Source organism: Pseudomonas sp. NPDC088444 (assembly GCF_044900175.1).
Lineage (GTDB): Bacteria > Pseudomonadota > Gammaproteobacteria > Pseudomonadales > Pseudomonadaceae > Aquipseudomonas.
Map to the genome: position 1 here is coordinate 80,152 of NZ_JBJDNK010000018.1, position 20,107 is coordinate 100,258.

The 20,107-nt window shown below is 59.2% G+C and carries 18 protein-coding genes and 1 tRNA gene; 7 read left to right on the plus strand and 12 right to left on the minus strand.

Annotated features, from left to right (window positions below; translation table 11 throughout):
• Window positions 1–76: 76 nt before the first annotated feature.
• From fkpB to murJ, 5 genes are all read right to left on the minus strand, one after another.
• The gene (gene fkpB, locus ACI2KB_RS26880) at window positions 77–529 is read right to left on the minus strand and encodes an FKBP-type peptidyl-prolyl cis-trans isomerase (RefSeq protein ID WP_404639736.1); all 453 of its coding nucleotides are present in this window, start codon (window positions 527–529) and stop codon (window positions 77–79) included.
• On the minus strand, window positions 522–1,037 hold the full coding sequence (lspA, locus tag ACI2KB_RS26885) for a signal peptidase II (RefSeq protein WP_404639738.1): 516 nt from the start codon (window positions 1,035–1,037) through the stop codon (window positions 522–524). The genes fkpB and lspA overlap by 8 nt, the downstream gene beginning before the upstream one ends.
• Entirely contained in the window at window positions 1,030–3,861 is a 2,832-nt protein-coding gene (gene ileS, locus ACI2KB_RS26890) for an isoleucine--tRNA ligase (protein WP_404639740.1), read from the minus strand. Before ileS ends, lspA begins: the two co-directional genes overlap by 8 nt.
• 13 nt (window positions 3,862–3,874) lie before the next feature.
• Complete coding sequence (gene ribF, locus ACI2KB_RS26895; protein ID WP_404639742.1) at window positions 3,875–4,810, minus strand: bifunctional riboflavin kinase/FAD synthetase; 936 nt, start codon at window positions 4,808–4,810, stop codon at window positions 3,875–3,877.
• 118 nt (window positions 4,811–4,928) lie between these two features.
• Entirely contained in the window at window positions 4,929–6,473 is a 1,545-nt protein-coding gene (gene murJ, locus ACI2KB_RS26900) for a murein biosynthesis integral membrane protein MurJ (protein ID WP_404639744.1), read from the minus strand.
• 252 nt (window positions 6,474–6,725) lie between these two features.
• Between murJ and rpsT the strand changes: the two genes are divergently transcribed.
• Window positions 6,726–7,001, plus strand: a complete 276-nt coding sequence (gene rpsT, locus ACI2KB_RS26905; protein ID WP_108237862.1) for a 30S ribosomal protein S20 — start codon at window positions 6,726–6,728, stop codon at window positions 6,999–7,001.
• 186 nt (window positions 7,002–7,187) lie between these two features.
• Here the strand turns inward: rpsT and ACI2KB_RS26910 are convergent, their stop codons facing one another.
• The 5 genes from ACI2KB_RS26910 to rplU all read right to left on the minus strand — a co-directional run bounded on the left by ACI2KB_RS26910 (window position 7,188) and on the right by rplU (window position 10,937).
• Window positions 7,188–7,652, minus strand: coding sequence for a CreA family protein (locus ACI2KB_RS26910; protein ID WP_404639746.1), 465 nt, complete (start codon window positions 7,650–7,652; stop codon window positions 7,188–7,190).
• A gap of 28 nt (window positions 7,653–7,680) precedes the next feature.
• On the minus strand, window positions 7,681–8,799 hold the full coding sequence (gene proB / locus ACI2KB_RS26915; RefSeq protein ID WP_404639748.1) for a glutamate 5-kinase: 1,119 nt from the start codon (window positions 8,797–8,799) through the stop codon (window positions 7,681–7,683).
• Window positions 8,800–8,884: 85 nt separating this feature from the next.
• Window positions 8,885–10,108: an Obg family GTPase CgtA gene (cgtA, locus tag ACI2KB_RS26920; RefSeq protein ID WP_404639750.1), complete on the minus strand. Its 1,224-nt coding sequence runs from the start codon at window positions 10,106–10,108 to the stop codon at window positions 8,885–8,887.
• 205 nt (window positions 10,109–10,313) lie between these two features.
• Window positions 10,314–10,586: a 50S ribosomal protein L27 gene (gene rpmA, locus ACI2KB_RS26925; protein WP_093464730.1), complete on the minus strand. Its 273-nt coding sequence runs from the start codon at window positions 10,584–10,586 to the stop codon at window positions 10,314–10,316.
• A 36-nt stretch (window positions 10,587–10,622) separates the two neighbouring features.
• The gene (rplU, locus tag ACI2KB_RS26930; RefSeq protein WP_093464734.1) at window positions 10,623–10,937 is read right to left on the minus strand and encodes a 50S ribosomal protein L21; all 315 of its coding nucleotides are present in this window, start codon (window positions 10,935–10,937) and stop codon (window positions 10,623–10,625) included.
• Between the two features lie 242 nt (window positions 10,938–11,179).
• Here rplU and ACI2KB_RS26935 point away from each other — a divergent pair, with 242 nt between their 5' ends.
• Complete coding sequence (locus ACI2KB_RS26935; protein WP_404639753.1) at window positions 11,180–12,148, plus strand: polyprenyl synthetase family protein; 969 nt, start codon at window positions 11,180–11,182, stop codon at window positions 12,146–12,148.
• Between the two features lie 169 nt (window positions 12,149–12,317).
• Here the strand turns inward: ACI2KB_RS26935 and ACI2KB_RS26940 are convergent, their stop codons facing one another.
• Both ACI2KB_RS26940 and ACI2KB_RS26945 read right to left on the minus strand, forming a co-directional pair.
• Window positions 12,318–12,974 carry a class I SAM-dependent methyltransferase gene (locus tag ACI2KB_RS26940; RefSeq protein WP_404639755.1) on the minus strand — a complete coding sequence of 219 codons (657 nt, stop codon included), beginning with the start codon at window positions 12,972–12,974 and terminating at the stop codon, window positions 12,318–12,320.
• Between the two features lie 142 nt (window positions 12,975–13,116).
• On the minus strand, window positions 13,117–15,174 hold the full coding sequence (locus ACI2KB_RS26945) for a methyl-accepting chemotaxis protein (RefSeq protein ID WP_404639757.1): 2,058 nt from the start codon (window positions 15,172–15,174) through the stop codon (window positions 13,117–13,119).
• A 439-nt stretch (window positions 15,175–15,613) separates the two neighbouring features.
• On the opposite strand from ACI2KB_RS26945, the gene ACI2KB_RS26950 reads away from it, so the two are divergent.
• The 5 genes from ACI2KB_RS26950 to ACI2KB_RS26970 all read left to right on the plus strand — a co-directional run bounded on the left by ACI2KB_RS26950 (window position 15,614) and on the right by ACI2KB_RS26970 (window position 20,097).
• A tRNA-Met gene (locus tag ACI2KB_RS26950) sits at window positions 15,614–15,690 on the plus strand.
• 134 nt (window positions 15,691–15,824) lie between these two features.
• Window positions 15,825–16,172 (plus strand): bacteriocin, encoded by a 348-nt coding sequence (locus tag ACI2KB_RS26955; protein ID WP_404639759.1) that lies wholly within the window; start codon window positions 15,825–15,827, stop codon window positions 16,170–16,172.
• A 68-nt stretch (window positions 16,173–16,240) separates the two neighbouring features.
• A complete protein-coding gene (locus ACI2KB_RS26960) occupies window positions 16,241–16,945 on the plus strand; it encodes a hypothetical protein (RefSeq protein WP_404639761.1) in 705 nt (234 codons plus the stop codon).
• Window positions 16,946–17,207: 262 nt separating this feature from the next.
• Window positions 17,208–18,446: an MFS transporter gene (locus tag ACI2KB_RS26965; RefSeq protein WP_404639763.1), complete on the plus strand. Its 1,239-nt coding sequence runs from the start codon at window positions 17,208–17,210 to the stop codon at window positions 18,444–18,446.
• Window positions 18,439–20,097: a thiamine pyrophosphate-binding protein gene (locus tag ACI2KB_RS26970; protein ID WP_404639765.1), complete on the plus strand. Its 1,659-nt coding sequence runs from the start codon at window positions 18,439–18,441 to the stop codon at window positions 20,095–20,097. Before ACI2KB_RS26965 ends, ACI2KB_RS26970 begins: the two co-directional genes overlap by 8 nt.
• Window positions 20,098–20,107 lie beyond the last annotated feature (10 nt).

Here is a 20,107-nt window from a genome sequence, read left to right on the forward strand (position 1 = left end):
CCTCGTGTCTACGCGCTATGAAACATAAAAACGAAAAGGCCCCGAACAGAGCCGGGGCCAGTCACTCTGCTAATACTCAGAGTGCTTTGACCTCAAAAATTTCCACTTCGAAGGTCAGCGTCTTGCCCGACAGCGGGTGGTTGAAATCAACCGTTACCTGATCGTCGTCAAACGCTTTCACTACGCCCGGCAGCTCGGTATTGGCCGCATCATTGAAGATCACCAGCAAGCCTTCGGCCAGTTCCATGTTCTGAAACTGCGAACGCGGCATGATCTGCACATTTTGCGGGTTTGGCTGACCGAATGCGTTTTCCGGTGGTACTTCAATCTTGCGCTTGTCACCTGCCTTGAGGCCGAAAATCATCGCCTCAAAGCCTGGCAACAAGTTGCCGTCGCCGACTTTGAAAGTCGCCGGGGCTTTGTCAAAGGTGCTATCGACCGTGTCGCCGTTTTCCAGGTGCAACGCGAAATGCAGAGTGACTTCCGTGTTCTGACCGATGCGTGTTTCTCGAGTGGCGTGTTCAGTCATGAACGGGCTCTCCGGTTTTCTTGCTCTTGAACATGTCCAGCGCAAGCATGATCGCACCGACAGTGATCGCACTGTCGGCAAAGTTGAAGGCTGGGAAGTACCAGCGAGTGTCCCAGTGCACCAGCACGAAGTCGATGACATGGCCAATGGCAATGCGGTCGTACAGGTTGCCCAATGCACCGCCCAGCACCAGCGCCAAGGCGATGGCCAGCCAAGTCTCGTTGCGCCCCAGACGTTTGAGCCAGACCACCAGCACCGCACTGACCACCACCGCGATCAGCGCAAACAGCCAACGCTGCCAGCCAGAGCTGTCAGCCAGGAAGCTGAAGGCAGCCCCGGTGTTGTAAGCCAGCGTCCAACTGAAATAACTGGGGATGACCACGATTTGCTGATACAGGCTCAGCGAGTTCTCGAAGTAATACTTGCTGGCCTGATCGATGATCAGGACCAGCACGCTCAACCACAGCCAGCTCAAACGGCCCATACGGCCAGCCGACGCATTAGGCATAGTGACGAACCTCACCGGCACCGCTGATGTTGTCGACGCAACGGCCGCAGATTTCCGGATGCTCGGCATTCACGCCAACATCCTCGCGGAAGTGCCAGCAACGGCCACACTTGGCATGCCCGGACTTGACCACTTTCAGTTTCAGACCCGCTACTTCGGTTACAACGGCATCCGCCGGTGCGCTGACGAACGGTGCAACGCTGGCTTTGGAGGTGATCAACACGAAGCGCAGCTCGTCGCCCAGCTTGCTCAGGTCGCTGGTCAGTTCGTCTTCGGCGTATAGGGTCACTTCGGCCTGCAGGTTGCCACCGATGGCTTTCGCCGTGCGCTGGTTCTCCAGTTCCTTGTTGACCGCAGCCTTGACGGCCATGACGCGATCCCAATAGGCACGGTCCAGTTCGAAGCCTTCCGGCAACTCGCTCAGGCCTTCATACCAGGTGTTCAGCATGACCGATTCGTTACGCTCACCCGGCATGTACTGCCACAGCTCGTCCGCCGTGAATGCCAGGATCGGTGCAATCCAGCGAACCAGTGCTTCGGAGATATGGAACAGCGCGGTCTGGCACGAACGGCGGGCCTTGCTGTTGGCGCCCGTGGTGTACTGGCGGTCCTTGATGATGTCCAGGTAGAAACCGCCCAGCTCCTGCACGCAGAAGTTGTGCACTTTCGAGTAGACGTTCCAGAAACGGTATTCGCTGTAATGCTCTTCCAGCTCACGTTGCAGCAGCAACGCACGGTCCACGGCCCAACGGTCCAGTGCCAGCATTTCATCGGCCGACAGACTGTCGGTGGCCGGGTTGAAGCCGCTCAGGTTGGAGAGCAGGAAACGCGCGGTATTACGAATGCGACGGTACGCGTCGGCGCTGCGCTGCAGGATGGTTTCCGAAACGGCCATCTCGCCGGAATAGTCGGTGGCCGAAACCCATAGACGCATGATATCGGCGCCCAAGGTGTCGTTGACCTTCTGCGGGGCGATGACGTTGCCAAGCGATTTGGACATCTTGCGGCCGTTCTCGTCCACCGTGAAGCCGTGGGTCAACAGCTCGCGGTACGGGGCGTTGCCATCGATGGCGCAACCGGTCAGCAACGACGAGTGGAACCAGCCTCGGTGCTGGTCGGAGCCTTCCAGGTATAGGTCGGCACGCGGGCCGGTCTGATGACCCATCGGGTGCGAACCGCGCAGGACGTGCCAATGCGTGGTGCCCGAATCGAACCAGACGTCCAGCGTGTCAGTGATCTTGTCGTACTGCGAGGCTTCATCGCCCAGCAACTCGGCTGCGTCCATCTTGAACCAGGCTTCGATGCCTTCCTTCTCGACGCGCTTGGCGACTTCTTCCATCAGCTCGACGGTACGCGGATGCAACTCGCCATCTTCCTTGTCCAGGAAGAACGGGATCGGCACGCCCCAGTTGCGCTGACGGGAAATGCACCAGTCAGGACGGTTGGCAATCATCGAATGCAGACGAGCCTGGCCCCAGGCCGGTACGAACTTGGTGTCTTCAATGGCTTTGACGGCGCGCTCACGCAGGGTATCGCCCGACGTCGGCTGCTTGTCCATGCCCACGAACCACTGCGCGGTGGCGCGGTAGATCAGCGGCGTCTTGTGGCGCCAGCAATGCATGTAGCTGTGGGAAATGGTTTCGGTGTGCAACAGCGCACCGACGTCCTGCAGCTTGTCGATGATGGCCGGGTTGGCTTTCCAGATGAACTGGCCGCCAAAGAACTCCAGCGACTGCGCATACACGCCGTTGCTCTGAACTGGGGTCAGGATGTCGTCGTTGACCATGCCGTAACGCTTGCAGGTCACGAAGTCGTCTTCACCGTAGGCCGGTGCAGAGTGAACCACGCCCGTGCCAGCGCCCAGCTCGACGTACTCGGCCAGATAGACCGGCGACAGACGGTCGTAGAACGGATGACGGAAGTTGACCAGCTCCAGCGCAGCGCCCGGTGCAGTGGCGACCACCGAACCTTCAAGGTTCCAGCGCTTCAGGCAGGCCTCAACCAGCTCTTCTGCCAGCACCAGCAGGCGCTCGCCGGTATCGACCAGCGCGTAGCTGATTTCAGGGTGAACATTGAGCGCCTGGTTGGCCGGAATGGTCCACGGGGTGGTGGTCCAGATCACGATGGCAGCCGGTTTGCTCAGGCTCGACAGCCCGAAGGCCGTCGCCAGCTTGTCGGCATCGGCAACAGGGAAAGCCACGTCGATGGTCGACGACTTCTTGTCCTGATATTCGACTTCCGCTTCAGCCAGCGCCGAGCCGCAATCGAAACACCAGTTAACAGGCTTCAGGCCCTTGAACACGAAACCGTTCTTGACCATTTCCGCCAGCGCGCGGATTTCTCCGGCTTCGTTAGCGAAATCCATGGTGCGGTACGGATTGGCCCAGTCGCCCAGCACACCCAGGCGAATGAACTCGGCTTTCTGGCCTTCGATCTGCTCGGCCGCGTAGGCACGGCACAGTTCACGAGTCTTGTCGGCAGGCAGGTTCTTGCCGTGGGTGACTTCGACCTTGTGCTCGATTGGCAGACCGTGGCAGTCCCAGCCCGGAACATACGGCGCATCGAAGCCCGCGAGGGTCTTCGAACGGACGATCATGTCCTTGAGGATCTTGTTGACCGCATGACCGATGTGAATATTGCCGTTGGCGTAGGGAGGACCGTCGTGCAAAACGAACTTTGGACGATCCTTGCCAATTTCGCGCAGCTTCTGGTACAGGCCAATGCTGTCCCAGCGCTGCAGAGTTTGCGGCTCGCGCTGGGGCAGGCCGGCCTTCATCGGGAAGGCGGTGTCCGGAAGATTAAGCGTGGCTTTATAGTCGGTCATTTCAGGCTCTAAATTAGCGGTTGACCATGCCCCAATGGGCACGGGCGGCAGCGACATCCGCATCGATCGCCGTCTTGAGCGCCTCAAGCGAGGCGAAACGCTGCTCATCACGCAGCTTTTGGTGGAAAACCACCGTCAGTCGCCGGCCATAGATATCACCGGCAAAATCCAGAAGATGTATTTCAAGGTGAGGGCGTCCATCCCCCGCCACGGTCGGCCGCACGCCAATATTGGCGACGCCCGGCCAGACCTTGCCGTCGACTTCGGCACTGACCAGATAAACGCCGCTCAGCGGCACGCGGCGCCGCTTGAGCTGCACGTTGGCCGTAGGCGTACCCAGTTGGCGGGCCAGTTTCTGGCCATGCAGCACGCGACCGGTGATTTCAAACGGACGCCCCAGCAGATGCTCGGCCAGGGAGAAATCACCGGCGGCCAGCGCATTCCGTACTTGGGTGCTGCTGACGCGCACGCCGTCAATTTCCACGGTTTGCGCAGCCTCGACACTGAAGCCCTTCTCTGCGCCGACCCGTTGCAGGAAATCGAAGTCGCCGATACGGTCACAACCAAACCGGAAGTCGTCCCCGACCTCCAGGTGTTTCACACCCAGACCGTCGATCAATACGGTATCGACGAACTCGGTGGCTCGCAGCTTGCTCAACTGCTGATTGAAGGTGAGACAGAGCACCAGATCGATGCCCTCCGCGGCCAGCAAATCGACTTTGTCTCGCAGGCGCGCCAGACGAGCCGGAGCGGTCTCGGGAGCGAAGAACTCTCGGGGTTGAGGCTCGAAAATCACCACACAGCTGGGCAGGCCCAACTCGACAGCGCGCTCGCGCAGTCGCGCCAGGATAGCCTGGTGACCACGGTGAACACCGTCGAAATTGCCAATGGTGGCGACGCAGCCCCGATGCTGGGGGCGCAGGTTGTGAAGACCTCGAACCAGCTGCATAACGCGCTTCTTGCTCATAAAGTGGCCGATTATAACCACACACTGACGCCAACGACAGGCGGCACACTCAGGCAAACCGCAACAATCGGCGTTAACCGTCAAAAACCGACGATTGATCCTACATGATCGCCTTGCGGGCGAAGTGCCGCAGACGGAAACCCAGCGCCAACAACGTCCCGAAATAGGCCACCACGCCCGCGACGACCAGCCCACCCAAACGAATGAATCGTTCGAGCATCTGCCCCTCGGACCAGGCCGGCATGACATGCATTAACCCCAACAGCACCGCCGACATGACAGCGACGGCAATGAACAACTTGAGCAGGAACATCGGCCAGCCTGCCTGCGGTTGATACAGGTTCTGCTTGCGCAACTGCCAGAACAGCAGCAGTGCATTCAGGCTCGCACCGACACTGATCGCCAGTGCCAGGCCGACATGGGCCAGGTGCACACCATAAACAAACAGCACGTTGAACAGTTGAGTCACTGTCAGCGTGAAGATCGCAATTTTTACCGGTGTGCGGATGTTCTGCTGGGCATAAAATCCTGGAGCCAGCACCTTGATAACGATGATGCCCAACAAACCGACTGCATAACCAATCAGGGCGCCTTGCGTTTTGACGGCGTCCATCGCGTCGAATTTTCCGTATTGGAACAGCGAAACCGTCAACGGCTCGGCCAGCAACCCCAATGCCAGCGTGCACGGCAGCACCAGTACGAAACACAGTCGCAGCCCCCAGTCGAGAATCCGCGAATACTCCTGACGGTCCTTGCTGGCGTACGTTTTGGAGAGAATCGGCAACAGAATCGTCCCCAACGCCACGCCCAGCACGCCCGACGGCAGCTCCATCAGGCGATCGGCGTAATACATCCATGACACCGATCCCGCCGCGAGAAAAGAGGCGAAAATCGTGTTGATGATCAGGGAAATCTGGCTGACCGACACACCGAGCATGGCGGGCAGCATCTGTTTCATCACCCGCCAGACACCTGTGTCCCGCAGATTCAGACGCGGCAGCACCAGCATGCCGATCCTTTTCAGATGCGGCAGTTGATACAGCAGTTGCAGCAGACCGCCCGCCAGCACCGCCCATCCTAGCGCCATGACCGGTGGGTGGAAGTACGGCGTGAGGAACAGCGCGAAAAAGATCATCGCCAGGTTCAGCAGGGTCGGCACGAACGCGGGCACCGAGAAACGGTTCCACGTATTGAGGATGGCCCCGGCCAGCGAGGACAGCGAGATCAGCAATATATAAGGAAAGGTCACCCGTAGCAGGTCGCTGGTGAGCTGAAACTTCTCGGGCGTGTCGGCGAAGCCCGGCGCCGTCGCCCAGATCACCCACGGCGCAAAAATAATGCCCAACACCGAAACCAGCGCCAGCGCCAGCGTCAGCAAACCGGTGACATACGCGACAAAGGTGCGGGTCGCTTCTTCCCCCTGCTGGCTTTTGTACTCCGCCAAAATGGGCACAAATGCCTGAGAAAAAGCGCCTTCGGCAAAAATCCGCCGCAGCAGGTTGGGCAATTTGAACGCGATAAAGAAGGCGTCAGTCGCCATGCCTGCGCCAAATGCCCGGGCAATGATGGTGTCGCGGATAAAACCCAGCACCCGCGAAAGCATGGTGATAGAGCTGACGGCGGCAAGCGATTTGAGGAGATTCATCTAAAGTGTGTGCGCCCGACCAAAGGAAGCGCCAAAGTGCGCTCCATTTATGCGATACTCCGCGCCGCAAAAAACAGCACTGAGCCAAAACCCGCGAGTTTACAGGTCATACGCCGGAAAGAAATCTCTCTGACGACATGCCATGACCACTTAGCGGAACGCATCATCCGCCCTTGACAAGCACTCAACTCATCGGCATGATTCGCGGCCTATTTTGTTAGCTATTTACCAAGTCTTTCGAGGAGCTCGACGGTGGCCAACTCACCTTCCGCCAAAAAACGTGCAAAACAGGCTGAGAAGCGTCGCAGCCACAACGCCAGCCTGCGTTCCATGGTTCGTACCTACATCAAAAACGTAGTCAAAGCCATCGACGCCAAAGACGCTGCCAAAGCGCAAGCTGCTTACGTTCTGGCTGTGCCAGTTATCGACCGTATGGCCGACAAAGGCATCATCCACAAGAACAAGGCCGCTCGTCATAAGAGCCGCCTGAACGGTCACGTCAAGGCTCTGAACCAAGCTGCAGCCTAAGCGACCGCTTAAATAAAAAACCGACCTCAGGGTCGGTTTTTTATTGCCCGTGATTTAAGCCGCACACAGACATTGTGGGAGCCAGCTTGCTGGCGAAAGCGACATATCAGTGCCATCTACTCACCTGAAGCACCGCCTTCGCCAGCAAGCCGGCTCCCACAATTGCATCCCACTTAACACTTTAGATCACGGCGCCGGTGCCCACGGCAAAATCGGAATCGCGGTCACCGCATTCTGCGGGCTACCCTCGATCAATCGATCGCTATAGACCAGATACACCAGCGTATTGCGCTTCTTGTCCAGGAAGCGCACCACCTGCATGGTCTTGAACACCAGCGACGTACGCTCCTTGAACACCTCATCGCCGTCCTTCAATTCACCCTTGAAATGGATCGGCCCAACCTGACGACAAGCAATCGAAGCCTCAGCGCGATCCTCTGCCAGACCCAGACCACCCTTCAACCCACCCGTCTTGGCGCGGGACAGGTAACACGTCACGCCATCCACCTTGGGATCGTCGAACGCCTCGACCACGATGCGATCATTAGGGCCGACAAACTTGAACACCGTCGACACCTGACCAATCTCTTCCGCCGACACCAGCAATGGCAGCATCAGCAGCGCACCCAACATCCCTTTCATGATTTTCATGGCGCCTTCCTTCAATAAACGACCTGACTCACACCAGAATCAAGTTATCGCGATGAACCAGCTCAGGCTCAGCCATATAACCCAATTCCTTGACGATGGCGTCAGACGGCTGACCAATGATCTTCTGCGCCTCCAGTGCACTGTAGTTACTCAGACCGCGTGCAATCTCGCGACCATCAGCCGCCACGCACACGACCATTTCGCCACGACGGAAACTGCCCTGAACAATTTTTACGCCGACCGGCAACAGGCTTTTGTTGCTTTCGGTCAGCGCCTTCACGGCACCGTCATCCAGCACCAACGTGCCGCGCGTCTGCAGATGCCCCGCCAACCACTGCTTGCGCGCCGCCAGCATGCCACGCTCAGGCGACAGCAGCGTCCCCAACTGCTCACCCGACTTGAGACGCGCTAGTACGCGCTCGATACGACCACCCACAATCACTGTGTGCGCGCCCGAACGCGCCGCCAGGCGCGCAGCGCGCAACTTGGTTTGCATACCGCCACGCCCCAGTGCACCACCCGTGCCGCCCGCCACAGCATCCAGCGCCGGATCATCGGCACGCGCCTCATAAATCAGCTGAGCTTCAGGGTTATTGCGCGGGTCGGCATCGAACATGCCGTCACGATCCGTCAGGATGACCAACAGATCAGCCTCGACCAGGTTCGCCACCAGCGCCGCCAGCGTGTCGTTGTCGCCAAAGCGAATTTCATCGGTGACCACGGTATCGTTTTCGTTGATCACCGGCACAACACCTAGCTCCACCAGCGTTCGCAGGGTGCTACGAGCGTTCAGGTAGCGCTTGCGGTCAGAAAGATCATCATGGGTCAGCAGAATCTGCGCCGTTTTACGGCCATGCTCACCAAAGCTCGATTCCCAGGCCTGCACCAGCCCCATCTGACCAATCGCCGCAGCGGCTTGAAGCTCATGCATCGCACTCGGTCGTGCAGCCCAGCCCAGGCGACTCATCCCGGCCGCTACCGCACCGGACGAAACCAGAACCAGCTCGACGCCTGCCTCGTGCAGCGCCACCATCTGCTCGACCCAAACACCCATCGCGTTGCGATCAAGACCCTTGCCGTCCGCCGTCAGCAGCGCACTTCCGATCTTCACAACCCAACGCTGGGCACCTGTCACCTTGCTCCGCATGATCTTTCAACCTTAAGCCAGAGAGTACAAATCCAAGATACTAAAACGCCGCTGATTCAGCGGCGTTGTAGTTTACTTCAGTCGATCACTCACGAACGTAAATGATTTCCGGACCATCTTCATCGTCCTCGAAATCATCATCCCAATCGTCGTCACCCATGTCATGCACGCTCTTCACGCCACTGCGGCGCAACGCACGCTTGTCATCCAGAGCCTGCAACTGGGCACGCGCCTCATCTTCGATGCGCTGATCCAGCTCGGCCAGTTCCTCGGCGTAAGCCGGGTCATTGGCCAGGCGATCAGCACGATCCTCCAGATAACGCATGATGTCGTGGCCCAGACGCTCAGTGCCCTGCTTGGCAATGGCCGAAATCACATAGACCGGCCCCTCCCAGTTCAGACGCTCAACGATTGCCTGCTTGATCGCTTCCTGATCTTCCTCAAGTACGGTGTCGCACTTGTTCAGCACCAACCAGCGATCGCGATCCGACAGCGCCGGGCTGAACTTGACCAGCTCATTGACGATGACCTCAGCCGCATCAGCCGGATCACTTTCGTCCAATGGCGCCATATCAACCAGGTGCAACAGCAGACGCGTACGCGCCAGGTGCTTAAGGAAGCGAATACCAAGACCCGCACCGTCCGAGGCGCCCTCAATCAGACCCGGAATGTCGGCGATGACGAAGCTTTTCCAGCGATCGACACTGACCACACCCAGATTCGGCACCAGGGTAGTGAACGGGTAGTCAGCGACTTTAGGCTTGGCAGCCGAAACCGAACGGATGAACGTACTCTTGCCAGCGTTCGGCAAGCCCAGCAGACCAACGTCCGCCAGCACCTTCATTTCCAGCTTCAGGTCGCGCTGCTCGCCCGGCTTGCCTGGCGTAGTCTGGCGCGGCGCGCGGTTGGTACTGGATTTGAAGCGGGTGTTGCCCAACCCGTGCCACCCACCCTGCACCACCATCAGGCGCTGACCGTCTTTGGTCAGGTCGCCGATAACTTCCTGAGTGCTCGAATCGATAACGGTCGTACCCACCGGCACACGCAGAACCAGGTCCTCACCTTTGCGACCGGTGCAATCGGTGCTGCCACCATTGGAACCGCGCTCGGCCTCGAAATGACGGGTGTAGCGGTAGTCGACCAGAGTGTTCAGGTTTTCATCGGCAACCATGAAAACCGAGCCACCATCACCACCATCGCCGCCGTTCGGGCCGCCATTCTCGATGAACTTTTCGCGACGGAAGCTCATGCAACCGTTGCCGCCGTCACCGGCCTTCACTCGAATGGATACTTCATCAACAAATTTCATAACGCACGCCTCCCGTCACAAAGACGAGCAAACAACATAAATTCATAAGGCTCTTGCAAAGATGAGCGTTGCGATACCGATCAAAAACCAGCGACTTCACACCACAACGGCCCACACAAACAGCTTTGCAAGAGACTCACCAAACCAGAGCTTCTACAAACGAAAAAGCCCTGTCACTGACAGGGCTTTTCCAGCTACGACGACATTATGCTGCGGCTTGAGCCTTGGGCACGATGCTGACATAGCGACGACCGAAGGCGCCTTTAACTTCGAACTTGATCACGCCTTCGACTTTAGCGAACAGGGTGTGATCCTTGCCCATGCCAACGCCGTAACCAGCGTGGAATTGGGTGCCGCGCTGACGCACGATGATGTTGCCTGGAACGATGACCTGGCCGCCATACATCTTCACGCCAAGGCGTTTGGCTTCTGAGTCGCGACCGTTGCGGGTACTACCACCAGCTTTTTTGTGTGCCATGAGTTCAATACTCCTATAAGGGTATCAGGCTGAAAATCAGGCCTGGATACCGGTGATTTTGATCTCGGTGAACCACTGGCGGTGGCCCATACGCTTCATGTGGTGCTTACGGCGACGGAACTTGATGATGCGGACTTTATCGTGACGACCTTGGGAGATCACTTCAGCCACAACGGTAGCACCGGCGACGACTGGAGCGCCGATATTGACGTCGTCACCGTTGGCAACCAGCAGAACGCGGTCGAAGGTAACGGTTTCGCCAGTAGCGACTTCCAGTTTTTCAATTTTCAGGTATTCACCTGGGGCGACTTTGTACTGCTTGCCACCAGTAACGATTACTGCGTACGACATGGTATATCTCCGAAAATCCTGCTCACCCAGCTCTTTATAGGAAGAGTGTCGGCTGGCATGGCTGCATGCGGCTGGAAAGGCTCATCATGCAATTGCGTAAGGCAGGTGCTGCCCAGGAAAGTTAGGGTGCGCGATTGTACGCAAGCCGCGACAGCCTTGCAAGCGGCGTTACGTCACGCCTTGACAGGGTGGGGTCTGCCACCTAGCATGCCGCGCAACCCTGTATGGAGCACGCCTCGCTGATGCAACCTCAAGCCTTCTATCGCGCTGTGGCAGACGACTTTACCGCCGTCGACCACATTATCAAGAAGCAGCTGACGTCGCGCGTGCCGCTGGTCTCGAAAATCGGCGATTACATCACCTCTGCCGGTGGCAAGCGTCTGCGCCCGTTGCTGGTATTGCTGTGCGGCAAAGCTCTGGGGAGCGGCGGCGACAACCTGCGCCTGCTGGCCGCCACCATTGAATTCCTGCACACCGCGACCCTGCTGCACGACGACGTCGTCGACATGTCGGGCATGCGCCGTGGCCGCTCCACCGCGAACGCCATGTGGGGCAACGCCCCGAGCGTGCTGGTCGGTGATTTCCTTTATTCCCGCTCCTTCGAAATGATGGTCGAACTGGGTTCGATGCCGGTGATGAAGATCCTGTCCCAGGCCACGCGCGTCATTGCCGAAGGCGAAGTGTTGCAACTGTCGAAGGTGCGTGACGCGAGCACTACCGAAGAAACCTATATGGAAGTGATTCGCGGCAAAACGGCGATGCTGTTCGAAGCCTCGACCCACAGCGCTGCCGCCCTTGCCGATGCCAACCCCGCTCAGCGCGAAGCGTTGCGCACGTTCGGTGACCACCTGGGCGTGGCTTTCCAGTTGGTCGATGACCTGCTCGACTATCGCGGCGACGCCGAGACCATGGGCAAGAACATCGGCGACGACCTGGCAGAAGGCAAACCAACCCTGCCATTGATCTACACCATGCGCGAAGGCACGCCCGAACAGGCTGCGTTGGTACGCAAGGCGATCCAGAAAGGTGGCCTGGAAGACCTCGACGCCATTCACGAAGCTGTCGAGCAATCCGGCTCGCTGGATTACACCGCCAAACTGGCCCGCGACTATGCAGCCCGCGCCATTGCCTGCCTAGACATCCTGCCCGCCAGCGAGTACCGCGATGCACTGATCGAGTTGAGCGAGTTCGCCGTAGCCCGCACACACTGATTCACGGCCCTCTTGGCCAACCGCCGATTTCAGCGACGCCTCTTGCTCGATGAGGGCGTCATGAAAATCCGGTGCCCGACACCACCAGGCATCGGATTTTTCAATTCACGCTGTTTGACCTTCGAACGACTCAGTCAGCCGCCTTCTCGATCTGGACACCTTTATTGCGTCAGACGATTGGCTGCGCCGCGCGGAACAACAGCACACACCCTTCACGTTTGAGCGTTACATCGCGAAAATGCTCGCGAAGGTGCGCCTCGAAGCCGACCTCGGTGTCTTCGCTATTCCCGAAAATCCCCTTCTTGTTGTAAACCGCCATCAATTTTCGACCAAAGCCGTTGTGCCCGGCGGAGTCCCCCAGGATCGTCGCACCGAACAGCACACCGCCCGGCTGGAGGTTGTGCTTCAAATTGGCGAAAATTGCCGCCTTTGCATTCATTGGACCGGGCAGGCAGTGAAGCAGGTAGAACAGGGAGATCGAGTCGAAACGCTCCTCCCCCGGAATCGGCTTGAAAACGTCGTGCTGGATCGTCCGGGTGCCAGGGCGGTTGATCCGCCGCTTGGCGGCCTCCAGGCTGCTGGGGTTGAGATCGAGCAAGGTGACCTGCGTTTGCGAAGACAATTGCGACTTGGCGAGGTAATAACCGGTCCCGACGCCGATATCCAGATGACGGGGCCGTACATTGGCGCGAAAGAAGGGCAAAAGTACCGATTGGGTTCTGCAACGCCAGGCAAAACGATTCGAAATGCCCAGCACCCAAGCGTCGTAAAGCGCCAGGGTCAGAGGTGAATAGACCGCCGCACCAGCGGCACTGCTGTCGGTCATGAGAAAAGCCTTGAAAAAATGGGCCAAGCGGCGATAAAACCGATGACCCACCTGTTTCGTCAAGGCTTTTTGTCTAACAAGCGTCACTCGACCTCAAATGCAGAGCGGTTTGCCAATCTATTGGCCCGCCTGCCCAGGCGCATCAACCCAAACGGAACCGCGAGGTGTTATCACTCAATGCGCGGCTGCCTTTGCTCAAGGTATCTGCTGCGTGATTGACCGCCCTTGCGCCATCGAGCAAGCGCCCAGCCGCTTGATCCACCTGCTGAATGTTGCCACTGACCTCATCGGCGGTGGCCGCCTGCTCCTCCACAGCGGTCGCGATCTGCGCCAGAGTGTCGGTCACCAACTGCACGGCGCTGGCAATTTCACCCAGACGTGCGCCCAACCCCGTGACCGACTGAGCATCAGTCACGGCTTGACCGCACGCAGCCTCCATCAAGCTCACCGCTTGGCTCACTGTTGAGCGCAGACTGTCGACCGTTCCGGCGATTTGTGCCGTCGACGCCTGAGTGCGCTGCGACAGGCTGCGCACCTCATCGGCTACCACGGCAAAACCACGCCCCTGCTCGCCCGCACGCGCCGCCTCGATCGCAGCGTTGAGTGCCAGCAAGTTGGTCTGCTCGGCGATTCCTCGAATGGTGTCCACCACGGATTGAATCTGCTGACCCTGCTCGCTGACTTTGCCCAATGCGTTGGCGGTGTCGGTCAGACGCTGGTTGAGTTGCTGAATGCTGGCGGTGGTGCGCTGACTGTCACGGCTGCTGTCTTCGGCGATGCGACGCGTCTGCTGGGCATTTCCGGAGGCCTCTTCGCAGCTCTTGGCGACCCCCATGGACGTGGCCGCCAATTGCGTGGCCGCCGCAGCGATCTGGCTGATCTGCTGCTGTTGGTCTTCGACTTCGTTGAGGGTGCTGCCCGATTGCGAATTGAGGGTCAGCACTGCCGAACCCAATTGCTGAGTTTCGTGATTGACGCCCAGCAAACTGGTGCGCAATTGCACCACCGCAACGTTCAATGCCGTGCTGATCGCCGCCAGTTCATCTCGCCCCTCCACTGCGACTTCGACGCACAGATTGCCATCGCGCAGAGACTCGGCAAGCGTTGTAATGCCTTTGGCGCTGCGACGAATCGAGGTTTGCAGACACATAAACAGGTACAACGCCGCCAGCGCCAGGACACTGAACACCGCAGCGACGGGGATGAACTGCTTGATGGCGCGGTCGTGGTAATAATCGAGACGACTGTCCAGCGAGTTCAGCGACTGGTTGCGCAACGCGGCCAAGGCGTCGAGGGTAGTGTCAACGCTGCGCTCGAAGGCCGTGGTGTCCAGTTTGATCGTGCCGCCAAAGACGCCGTCGTCCAGCACCTTCAATTCACTGTCCAGACGCTGGAGGCTGTCGTTGTATTGAGCCGTCCAGGTTTCCATCCCCGGATAGGCCTTGGCTTGCAGAGAGGCGCTCGCCTTGACCAGTTGATCCCGGGCATCGCCGATACGGCTGCGCAAATCACGCATCTGCAATCGACTTTGCAGCGAGAACTGACCGGAGGCGACAGAAGACTGCCCCACGCTGGCCATGCGCCCCACGCGCTCAATGAGGTCCGGGGTTTGCTGAGTGGCAATCTGCATCAGCAAATAGGTTTCAAGCCATGGATCGAGAATCAGCCCGTTGTCCATCGCGATCTGCTCACGCAGGCTTTGCAGCGCCGTCAGCGCAGAGGTGAAGCGATCATAGCCGTCTGGCCACCAGCCAATGGTGCGCAGGGACTCGGAATCCATGCCTTTGACGGTCGCTTGCAAGGCCTGATAGCGGGCCATCGTGTCCGGGCTGGCGGAGCGTGCCTTCAGTTCATCACCCAGTTTTGCCAGGGTCTGATTCAGTACGGGATTGGCGGCATCCAACGCAGCCATCGCTGCTTTTGCAGCCGGAGTCGGGTCATGAAGGATGTCGGCGGCCTTCCAACGGGCCGCAAGATTGCGCTGCGCGGTTAGTTGGGCGTCCAGCGCGTCAAGGGCCAGAAGCTGACGCACACCGGACTGCTCACCGGAAATCACCGCCAGCTTGCTGCGGTAGTCCTGTCCGATCATCCACAAGCTACCGGCCAGTGGCAGGATGAACAGGAAGAAAAGCACCTGAAACTTGCGTGCAAAACCAAAGCGTCCGAGCAGACGAATTCCTGGCGACAAAAGACTTTGCATGACCGACAACTCCTCACGGACAACCCACCACCGCCGCTTTTGACCGCAGGGCTGCTGCCTCACATTCTTACCGGCAAAATGCCATGTCTTTGTTTTAAAAACGACAACCGCCCGTCCCCTGTGTCGAAGACGCCATCGCGGTTTTCAGATGATGTGCGCGCAGACCTGCCAACACGCGCCTTTGCGGGAAGAAGCAAGAAACGGACCGATAGCACCAAGCCATCTAAACGGGCACGCTGTCAGAAATGGTGCAAATGAAGTGCACGAAAATGAGGCAAATCCACCCAGCCTGTGCAGTAAAACTGTCACCGAGGTGACGGTCATAAGGGCGTTGAATGCCAAAACAGGGGCTTAAACCCTAACCGCTTGATCATACGCATAAATTTTTCAAAGAGACGCTTGACACATCCCCCATCTCAGCGAATAATGCGCGCCACTTGGCTACATAGCTCAGTTGGTTAGAGCATAGCATTCATAATGCTGGGGTCCGGGGTTCAAGTCCCTGTGTAGCCACCAAGTACCTCAACAAAGCCCGCCTTGTGCGGGCTTTGTTGTTTCTGGCGATCCGGATTCTCAACGGCGCCGCTTAATACCCTGTCCTTATCCACGACATCACGCCATAGTGCTGTCCCTTTTTCGAGGTCGAGTTCATGCGATTCACACTTCCCGCACTGGTTCTGGGTCTTCTGGTTTCTCAAGGCGCGATGGCGGGTAGCGGCACCAACGCTGCATTGGGTGGCGGTCTGGGCGGCGCGCTGGGTAACGTTGTTGGCCAGCAGATGGGCGGCAGCAATGGCGCAGCCATCGGTGCGGGCCTGGCAGGTGCTGCTGGTGGTGCTGTGGCTGCGAAGAAAGGCAAGAAAACCCGTGCAGCCGTTGGTGGAGGCCTGGGCGGCGCTGCTGGTTCGATCATCGGTAACAAACTGGGCGGCAGCACTGGCAGCACCATCGGTGCAGGTCTGGGCGGCGCCGCGGGTGGTGCTCTGGGCGGTAAATAATTTACCCTCCCCTCGCGAGACGCTCCGGGGTGTCTCGCGATCCCCGTTAATGAAGCAATGGATGTTCAATGTCTGATTCCCATACCGACGTAGCAGTGCCTGCCCTCACCTCCAAGCAGGCTTACGAAGACGCCATCAATCTTTCACAGCATGTGCCGCAGGCGAAAACCATCAGCGAAATGGTCCTCGACGCCTTTCAGAGCGCCAAGGAAAGCGATCAGATTCGTGAACTGCGCGCCGCCATCCGTCAGGCCCATGACCGTTTCGATGACGATCAGGCCTACGAACTGATGGGTCAGCTCAAGCAACTGAAAGACGCCGAAGCCGCCGACATGGCCGCGCTGGAAGACCTCAGCAGCAAATTCCCGATCAGCCGGATTCTGTCCAGCTACAAGGACGACCCAAGCTTTCAGGAGCTGGTCTATAGCCTGGCCCTGAAGGTCCTGAACCAGACCCATCAGGCCGTCAGCAACCCGAGCGGTGGCAAGAGCAAGGCTGCGCGGGTCAAGAAAGAAGCCGAAGTGTTCGTGATCAGCAAGGACGGCGCCAGCGTCACCCTGCCACTGCGCACCCCACGCTCGAAAGCCAACGTTGACCGCGAAGCGTTCGAATTCCTGGGCTTCACCTTCGTTGGTGAAGGCGATGAAGCCGAGCTGCAAAGCGAGGTCTTTGTCGATAACGAAGGCAACGAACAACCTGCTACCCGCAAAAACATCGTGACTGCGATTGCGCAGCAGACCGCGTTTGAAGGGTTCAGCGCGGTTCAGCAGTAAGCTTTTTTCAAATGATGCATACCCTGTAGCAACACAGCTTGCCGGCGGCAGCGATTTCAAGGTCGCTACCGCAGGCAAGCCATGCTGCTACGGCGGCCTTTACCCTCGGCAAAAACTCATCCTCATCCCCCGCATACCAGCTATGCGCCCCACGCTATTCGCCACACTCCGCCGCTCTCACATACTCACGCCATGATGTCGCCGCCAACGCGCATCTATCCAGATTCCAATAACAACAGCGCAGCAGCGCGATGGAGTATCTATGTCGTGGTACGGCAGTATGGCGCCCAGCCAGAAGCGGACGTTCTGGGCGTGTTTCATGGGTTGGGCGCTGGACGCAATGGACGTCCAGCTATTCGCTTTCGTGATTCCTACCTTGCTCGCGGTCTGGGGCATGACCAAAGCCGAAGCCGGTGTCATCGGCACCTCAGCCTTGATCGCCTCGGCCATCGGCGGAGTGCTGGCAGGCTTGCTGGCTGATCGCATTGGGCGAGTGAAGGTCCTGAAACTGGCCATCCTCTGGTTCTCGCTGTTCACTGGCCTTTCGGCCTTCACTGATTCCTTTCATCAACTGTTGCTGACGCGCAGCCTGCAAGGCCTGGGCTTTGGCGGGGAATGGGCGGCGGGAGCTGTACTGATCGGCGAAGTGGTCGACAAGCGCATTCGCGGTCGCGCTGTGGGTTCGGTTCAAGCGGGCTGGCCGGTGGGTTATGCCCTCGCGGCGCTGGCGTATTGGGTGATATTCAACCTGCTGCCTGAACACACGGCCTGGCGCGTGCTGTTTCTGATCGGGCTGCTGCCAGGCTTTCTGGTGCTATGGATGCGCCGCAACATCGCTGAATCCGAAGCCTTCGAAGCCGCTGCGCAATACCGGGAAAAGACGTCGCTGTGGGCCAACTTCGCGCTCATCTTCTCACCGAAAGTCTTCCCGCTGACCGCCATGGCCTCGCTGATGGCCGCAGGCGCACTGGGCGGCAATTACACGATTCTGACCTGGCTGGTGACGTATCTGAGGGAAACCCAGGGCCTGACCGTCAGCATGACCACGCTGTATCTGGCGGTGAACATCTTCGGCTCGTTCTGCGGCTATGTCGGCATGGCCTACCTGAGCGACTACCTGGGCCGCCGCAAAACCTTCGCCCTGTCCGCTGCTGGTGCAACGGTGACCGTTCTGGTCTACACCCAACTGCACCTGCCGATGTGGAGCCTGTTGCTGCTGGGCTTTCCGCTGGGCCTGTTTCAATCCGGCATCGTCTCGGGGATGGGCGCCTGCTTCACCGAGCTGTTCCCGGCGCAGATTCGCGGCACCGCCGGTGGCTTTTCCTACAATTTTGGTCGCGGTATCGGAGCCTTGGTGCCTGCCGGAGTCGGCCTGAGCAGCGCCTCATTCGGGCTGGCGGCGTCGATTGGCGTATGGGCCGCGTGCTCGTACGTGCTGGTCTTCCTCGTCGCCCTCGTTCTACCGGAAACCCGTAACAAGGAACTCGAAATCCATGTCTGATTCCAACCCAACCCGCAACGGCGGCCAGATTCTGGTCGAGGCCCTGATCCGCAACGCGGTCGACACTATTTATTGCGTGCCAGGTGAAAGCTACCTGCCCGTCCTCGACGCGCTGCATGATGCGGCGAGCATTCGCACCATCGTCACCCGCCACGAAGGAGCCGCCTCGAACATGGCCGATGCCTACGGCAAGCTGACCGGGCGTCCCGGCATTTGCTTCGTCACGCGAGGTCCTGGCGCCACCCATGCGAGCAACGGCGTGCACACGGCCAGGCAGGATTCGACGCCGATGATCCTGTTCGTCGGCCAGATCGAGAGCAGCTTCAAGGGCCGCGAAGCGTTTCAGGAAGTGGACTACGTGCAAATGTTCGGTGGTCTGGCGAAGTGGGCGGTGGAAATCGACAGCATCGAGCGCATTCCTGAAATCGTCAGCAAGGCGTTCAGCATTGCGCTGTCGGGCCGCCCAGGGCCTGTGGTCGTCGCACTGCCGGAAGAGGTCCTGTTCGGTTCGGCTGACGTGGCCGACGCAGAAGCAGTCCGTGTCGCTCACGCGGCGCCCGACGCGGCAACGCTCGCTGAATTGCAGGGGCTGCTGGCCGCTGCAACAAGACCGCTGGTGATCGTCGGCGGCACAGGATGGGACGCGGACTCAACCCAGGCGCTCAAGCGCTTCGTGCACGCCAACCATCTGCCGGTGGCGGCTTCGTTCCGCCGTCAGGATCTGTTCGACAACCGCGACCCGCACTACGTCGGCCAACTCGGGCTGGGCACATCGCCGAAGCTGCTGGACCGGGTCAAGCACAGCGACCTGCTGCTGGTCATCGGCTCGCGCCTGAGCGAAACCGTGTCTCAGGGCTACACGCTGATCGAAAGCCCGACCCCGAAACAGCCGATGATTCATGTGCATCCCGACCCACAGGAGCTGAACCGGGTTTACCGTTCACAACTGCCGATTCTGTCGTCACTCGGCGCATTTGCCCACACCGTCGCCGCCCTTGAGCCGGTGGCCAGCGACGCGTGGAAAAGCTGGACGGATGCCGCCCGCGCTGACTATCTGGGGCACTCAACCCCACCGCTGCCTCACCCGCAACTGGTCGGCGTGGACATGGGCGCAGTGGTCGCTCACCTTAACGAGGTGTTGCCCGATGACGCCGTCATTACCAATGGCGCAGGCAATTACACGGTCTGGGTGCATCGTTTTTATCGCTACCGGCAACCGGCCACGGAACTGGCCCCCACCAACGGTGCGATGGGCTACGGGCTGCCAGCCTCCATTGCCGCGAAACTGCACGCACCACAAAAAACAGTGGTCTGCTTCGCTGGCGATGGCTGTTTCATGATGTACCCTCAGGAACTGGCCACGGCACTGCAATACAACGCGCCGATAGTGGTCATCGTGGTGAACAACGGCATGCTGGCGACCATCCGCATGCACCAGGAGCGCGAATACCCGGGCCGCGTCTCGGCCACTGATCTGGCCAACCCGGACTTCATCGCACTCGCCCAATCCTTTGGCGCCCATGCCGAGCGGGTCGAGCGCAGCGAAGATTTCCCCGCCGCCTTCCAGCGTGCCCAGCACGCAGGCGTGGCGGCATTGATCGAGCTGCGCGTCGACCCTCGGCAGATCACGCCCCAGGCCCGTCTCGATTAACAGGTGATGA

Excerpts from the sequence above, each read along its gene's own strand:
- ACI2KB_RS26935 (WP_404639753.1), top strand. The coding sequence starts at position 11,180 with ATGCAACCTCAAGCCTTCTATCGCGCTGTGGCAGACGACTTTACCGCC.
- rplU (WP_093464734.1), bottom strand. The coding sequence starts at position 10,937 with ATGTCGTACGCAGTAATCGTTACTGGTGGCAAGCAGTACAAAGTCGCC.
- ACI2KB_RS26910 (WP_404639746.1), bottom strand. The coding sequence starts at position 7,652 with ATGAAAATCATGAAAGGGATGTTGGGTGCGCTGCTGATGCTGCCATTG.
- ACI2KB_RS26945 (WP_404639757.1), bottom strand. The coding sequence starts at position 15,174 with ATGCAAAGTCTTTTGTCGCCAGGAATTCGTCTGCTCGGACGCTTTGGT.
- cgtA (WP_404639750.1), bottom strand. The coding sequence starts at position 10,108 with ATGAAATTTGTTGATGAAGTATCCATTCGAGTGAAGGCCGGTGACGGC.
- proB (WP_404639748.1), bottom strand. The coding sequence starts at position 8,799 with ATGCGGAGCAAGGTGACAGGTGCCCAGCGTTGGGTTGTGAAGATCGGA.
- rpmA (WP_093464730.1), bottom strand. The coding sequence starts at position 10,586 with ATGGCACACAAAAAAGCTGGTGGTAGTACCCGCAACGGTCGCGACTCA.
- ACI2KB_RS26955 (WP_404639759.1), top strand. The coding sequence starts at position 15,825 with ATGCGATTCACACTTCCCGCACTGGTTCTGGGTCTTCTGGTTTCTCAA.
- fkpB (WP_404639736.1), bottom strand. The coding sequence starts at position 529 with ATGACTGAACACGCCACTCGAGAAACACGCATCGGTCAGAACACGGAA.
- ACI2KB_RS26960 (WP_404639761.1), top strand. The coding sequence starts at position 16,241 with ATGTCTGATTCCCATACCGACGTAGCAGTGCCTGCCCTCACCTCCAAG.
- ileS (WP_404639740.1), bottom strand. The coding sequence starts at position 3,861 with ATGACCGACTATAAAGCCACGCTTAATCTTCCGGACACCGCCTTCCCG.
- ACI2KB_RS26940 (WP_404639755.1), bottom strand. The coding sequence starts at position 12,974 with ATGACCGACAGCAGTGCCGCTGGTGCGGCGGTCTATTCACCTCTGACC.
- ACI2KB_RS26970 (WP_404639765.1), top strand. The coding sequence starts at position 18,439 with ATGTCTGATTCCAACCCAACCCGCAACGGCGGCCAGATTCTGGTCGAG.
- murJ (WP_404639744.1), bottom strand. The coding sequence starts at position 6,473 with ATGAATCTCCTCAAATCGCTTGCCGCCGTCAGCTCTATCACCATGCTT.
- ACI2KB_RS26965 (WP_404639763.1), top strand. The coding sequence starts at position 17,208 with ATGTCGTGGTACGGCAGTATGGCGCCCAGCCAGAAGCGGACGTTCTGG.
- lspA (WP_404639738.1), bottom strand. The coding sequence starts at position 1,037 with ATGCCTAATGCGTCGGCTGGCCGTATGGGCCGTTTGAGCTGGCTGTGG.
- ribF (WP_404639742.1), bottom strand. The coding sequence starts at position 4,810 with ATGCAGCTGGTTCGAGGTCTTCACAACCTGCGCCCCCAGCATCGGGGC.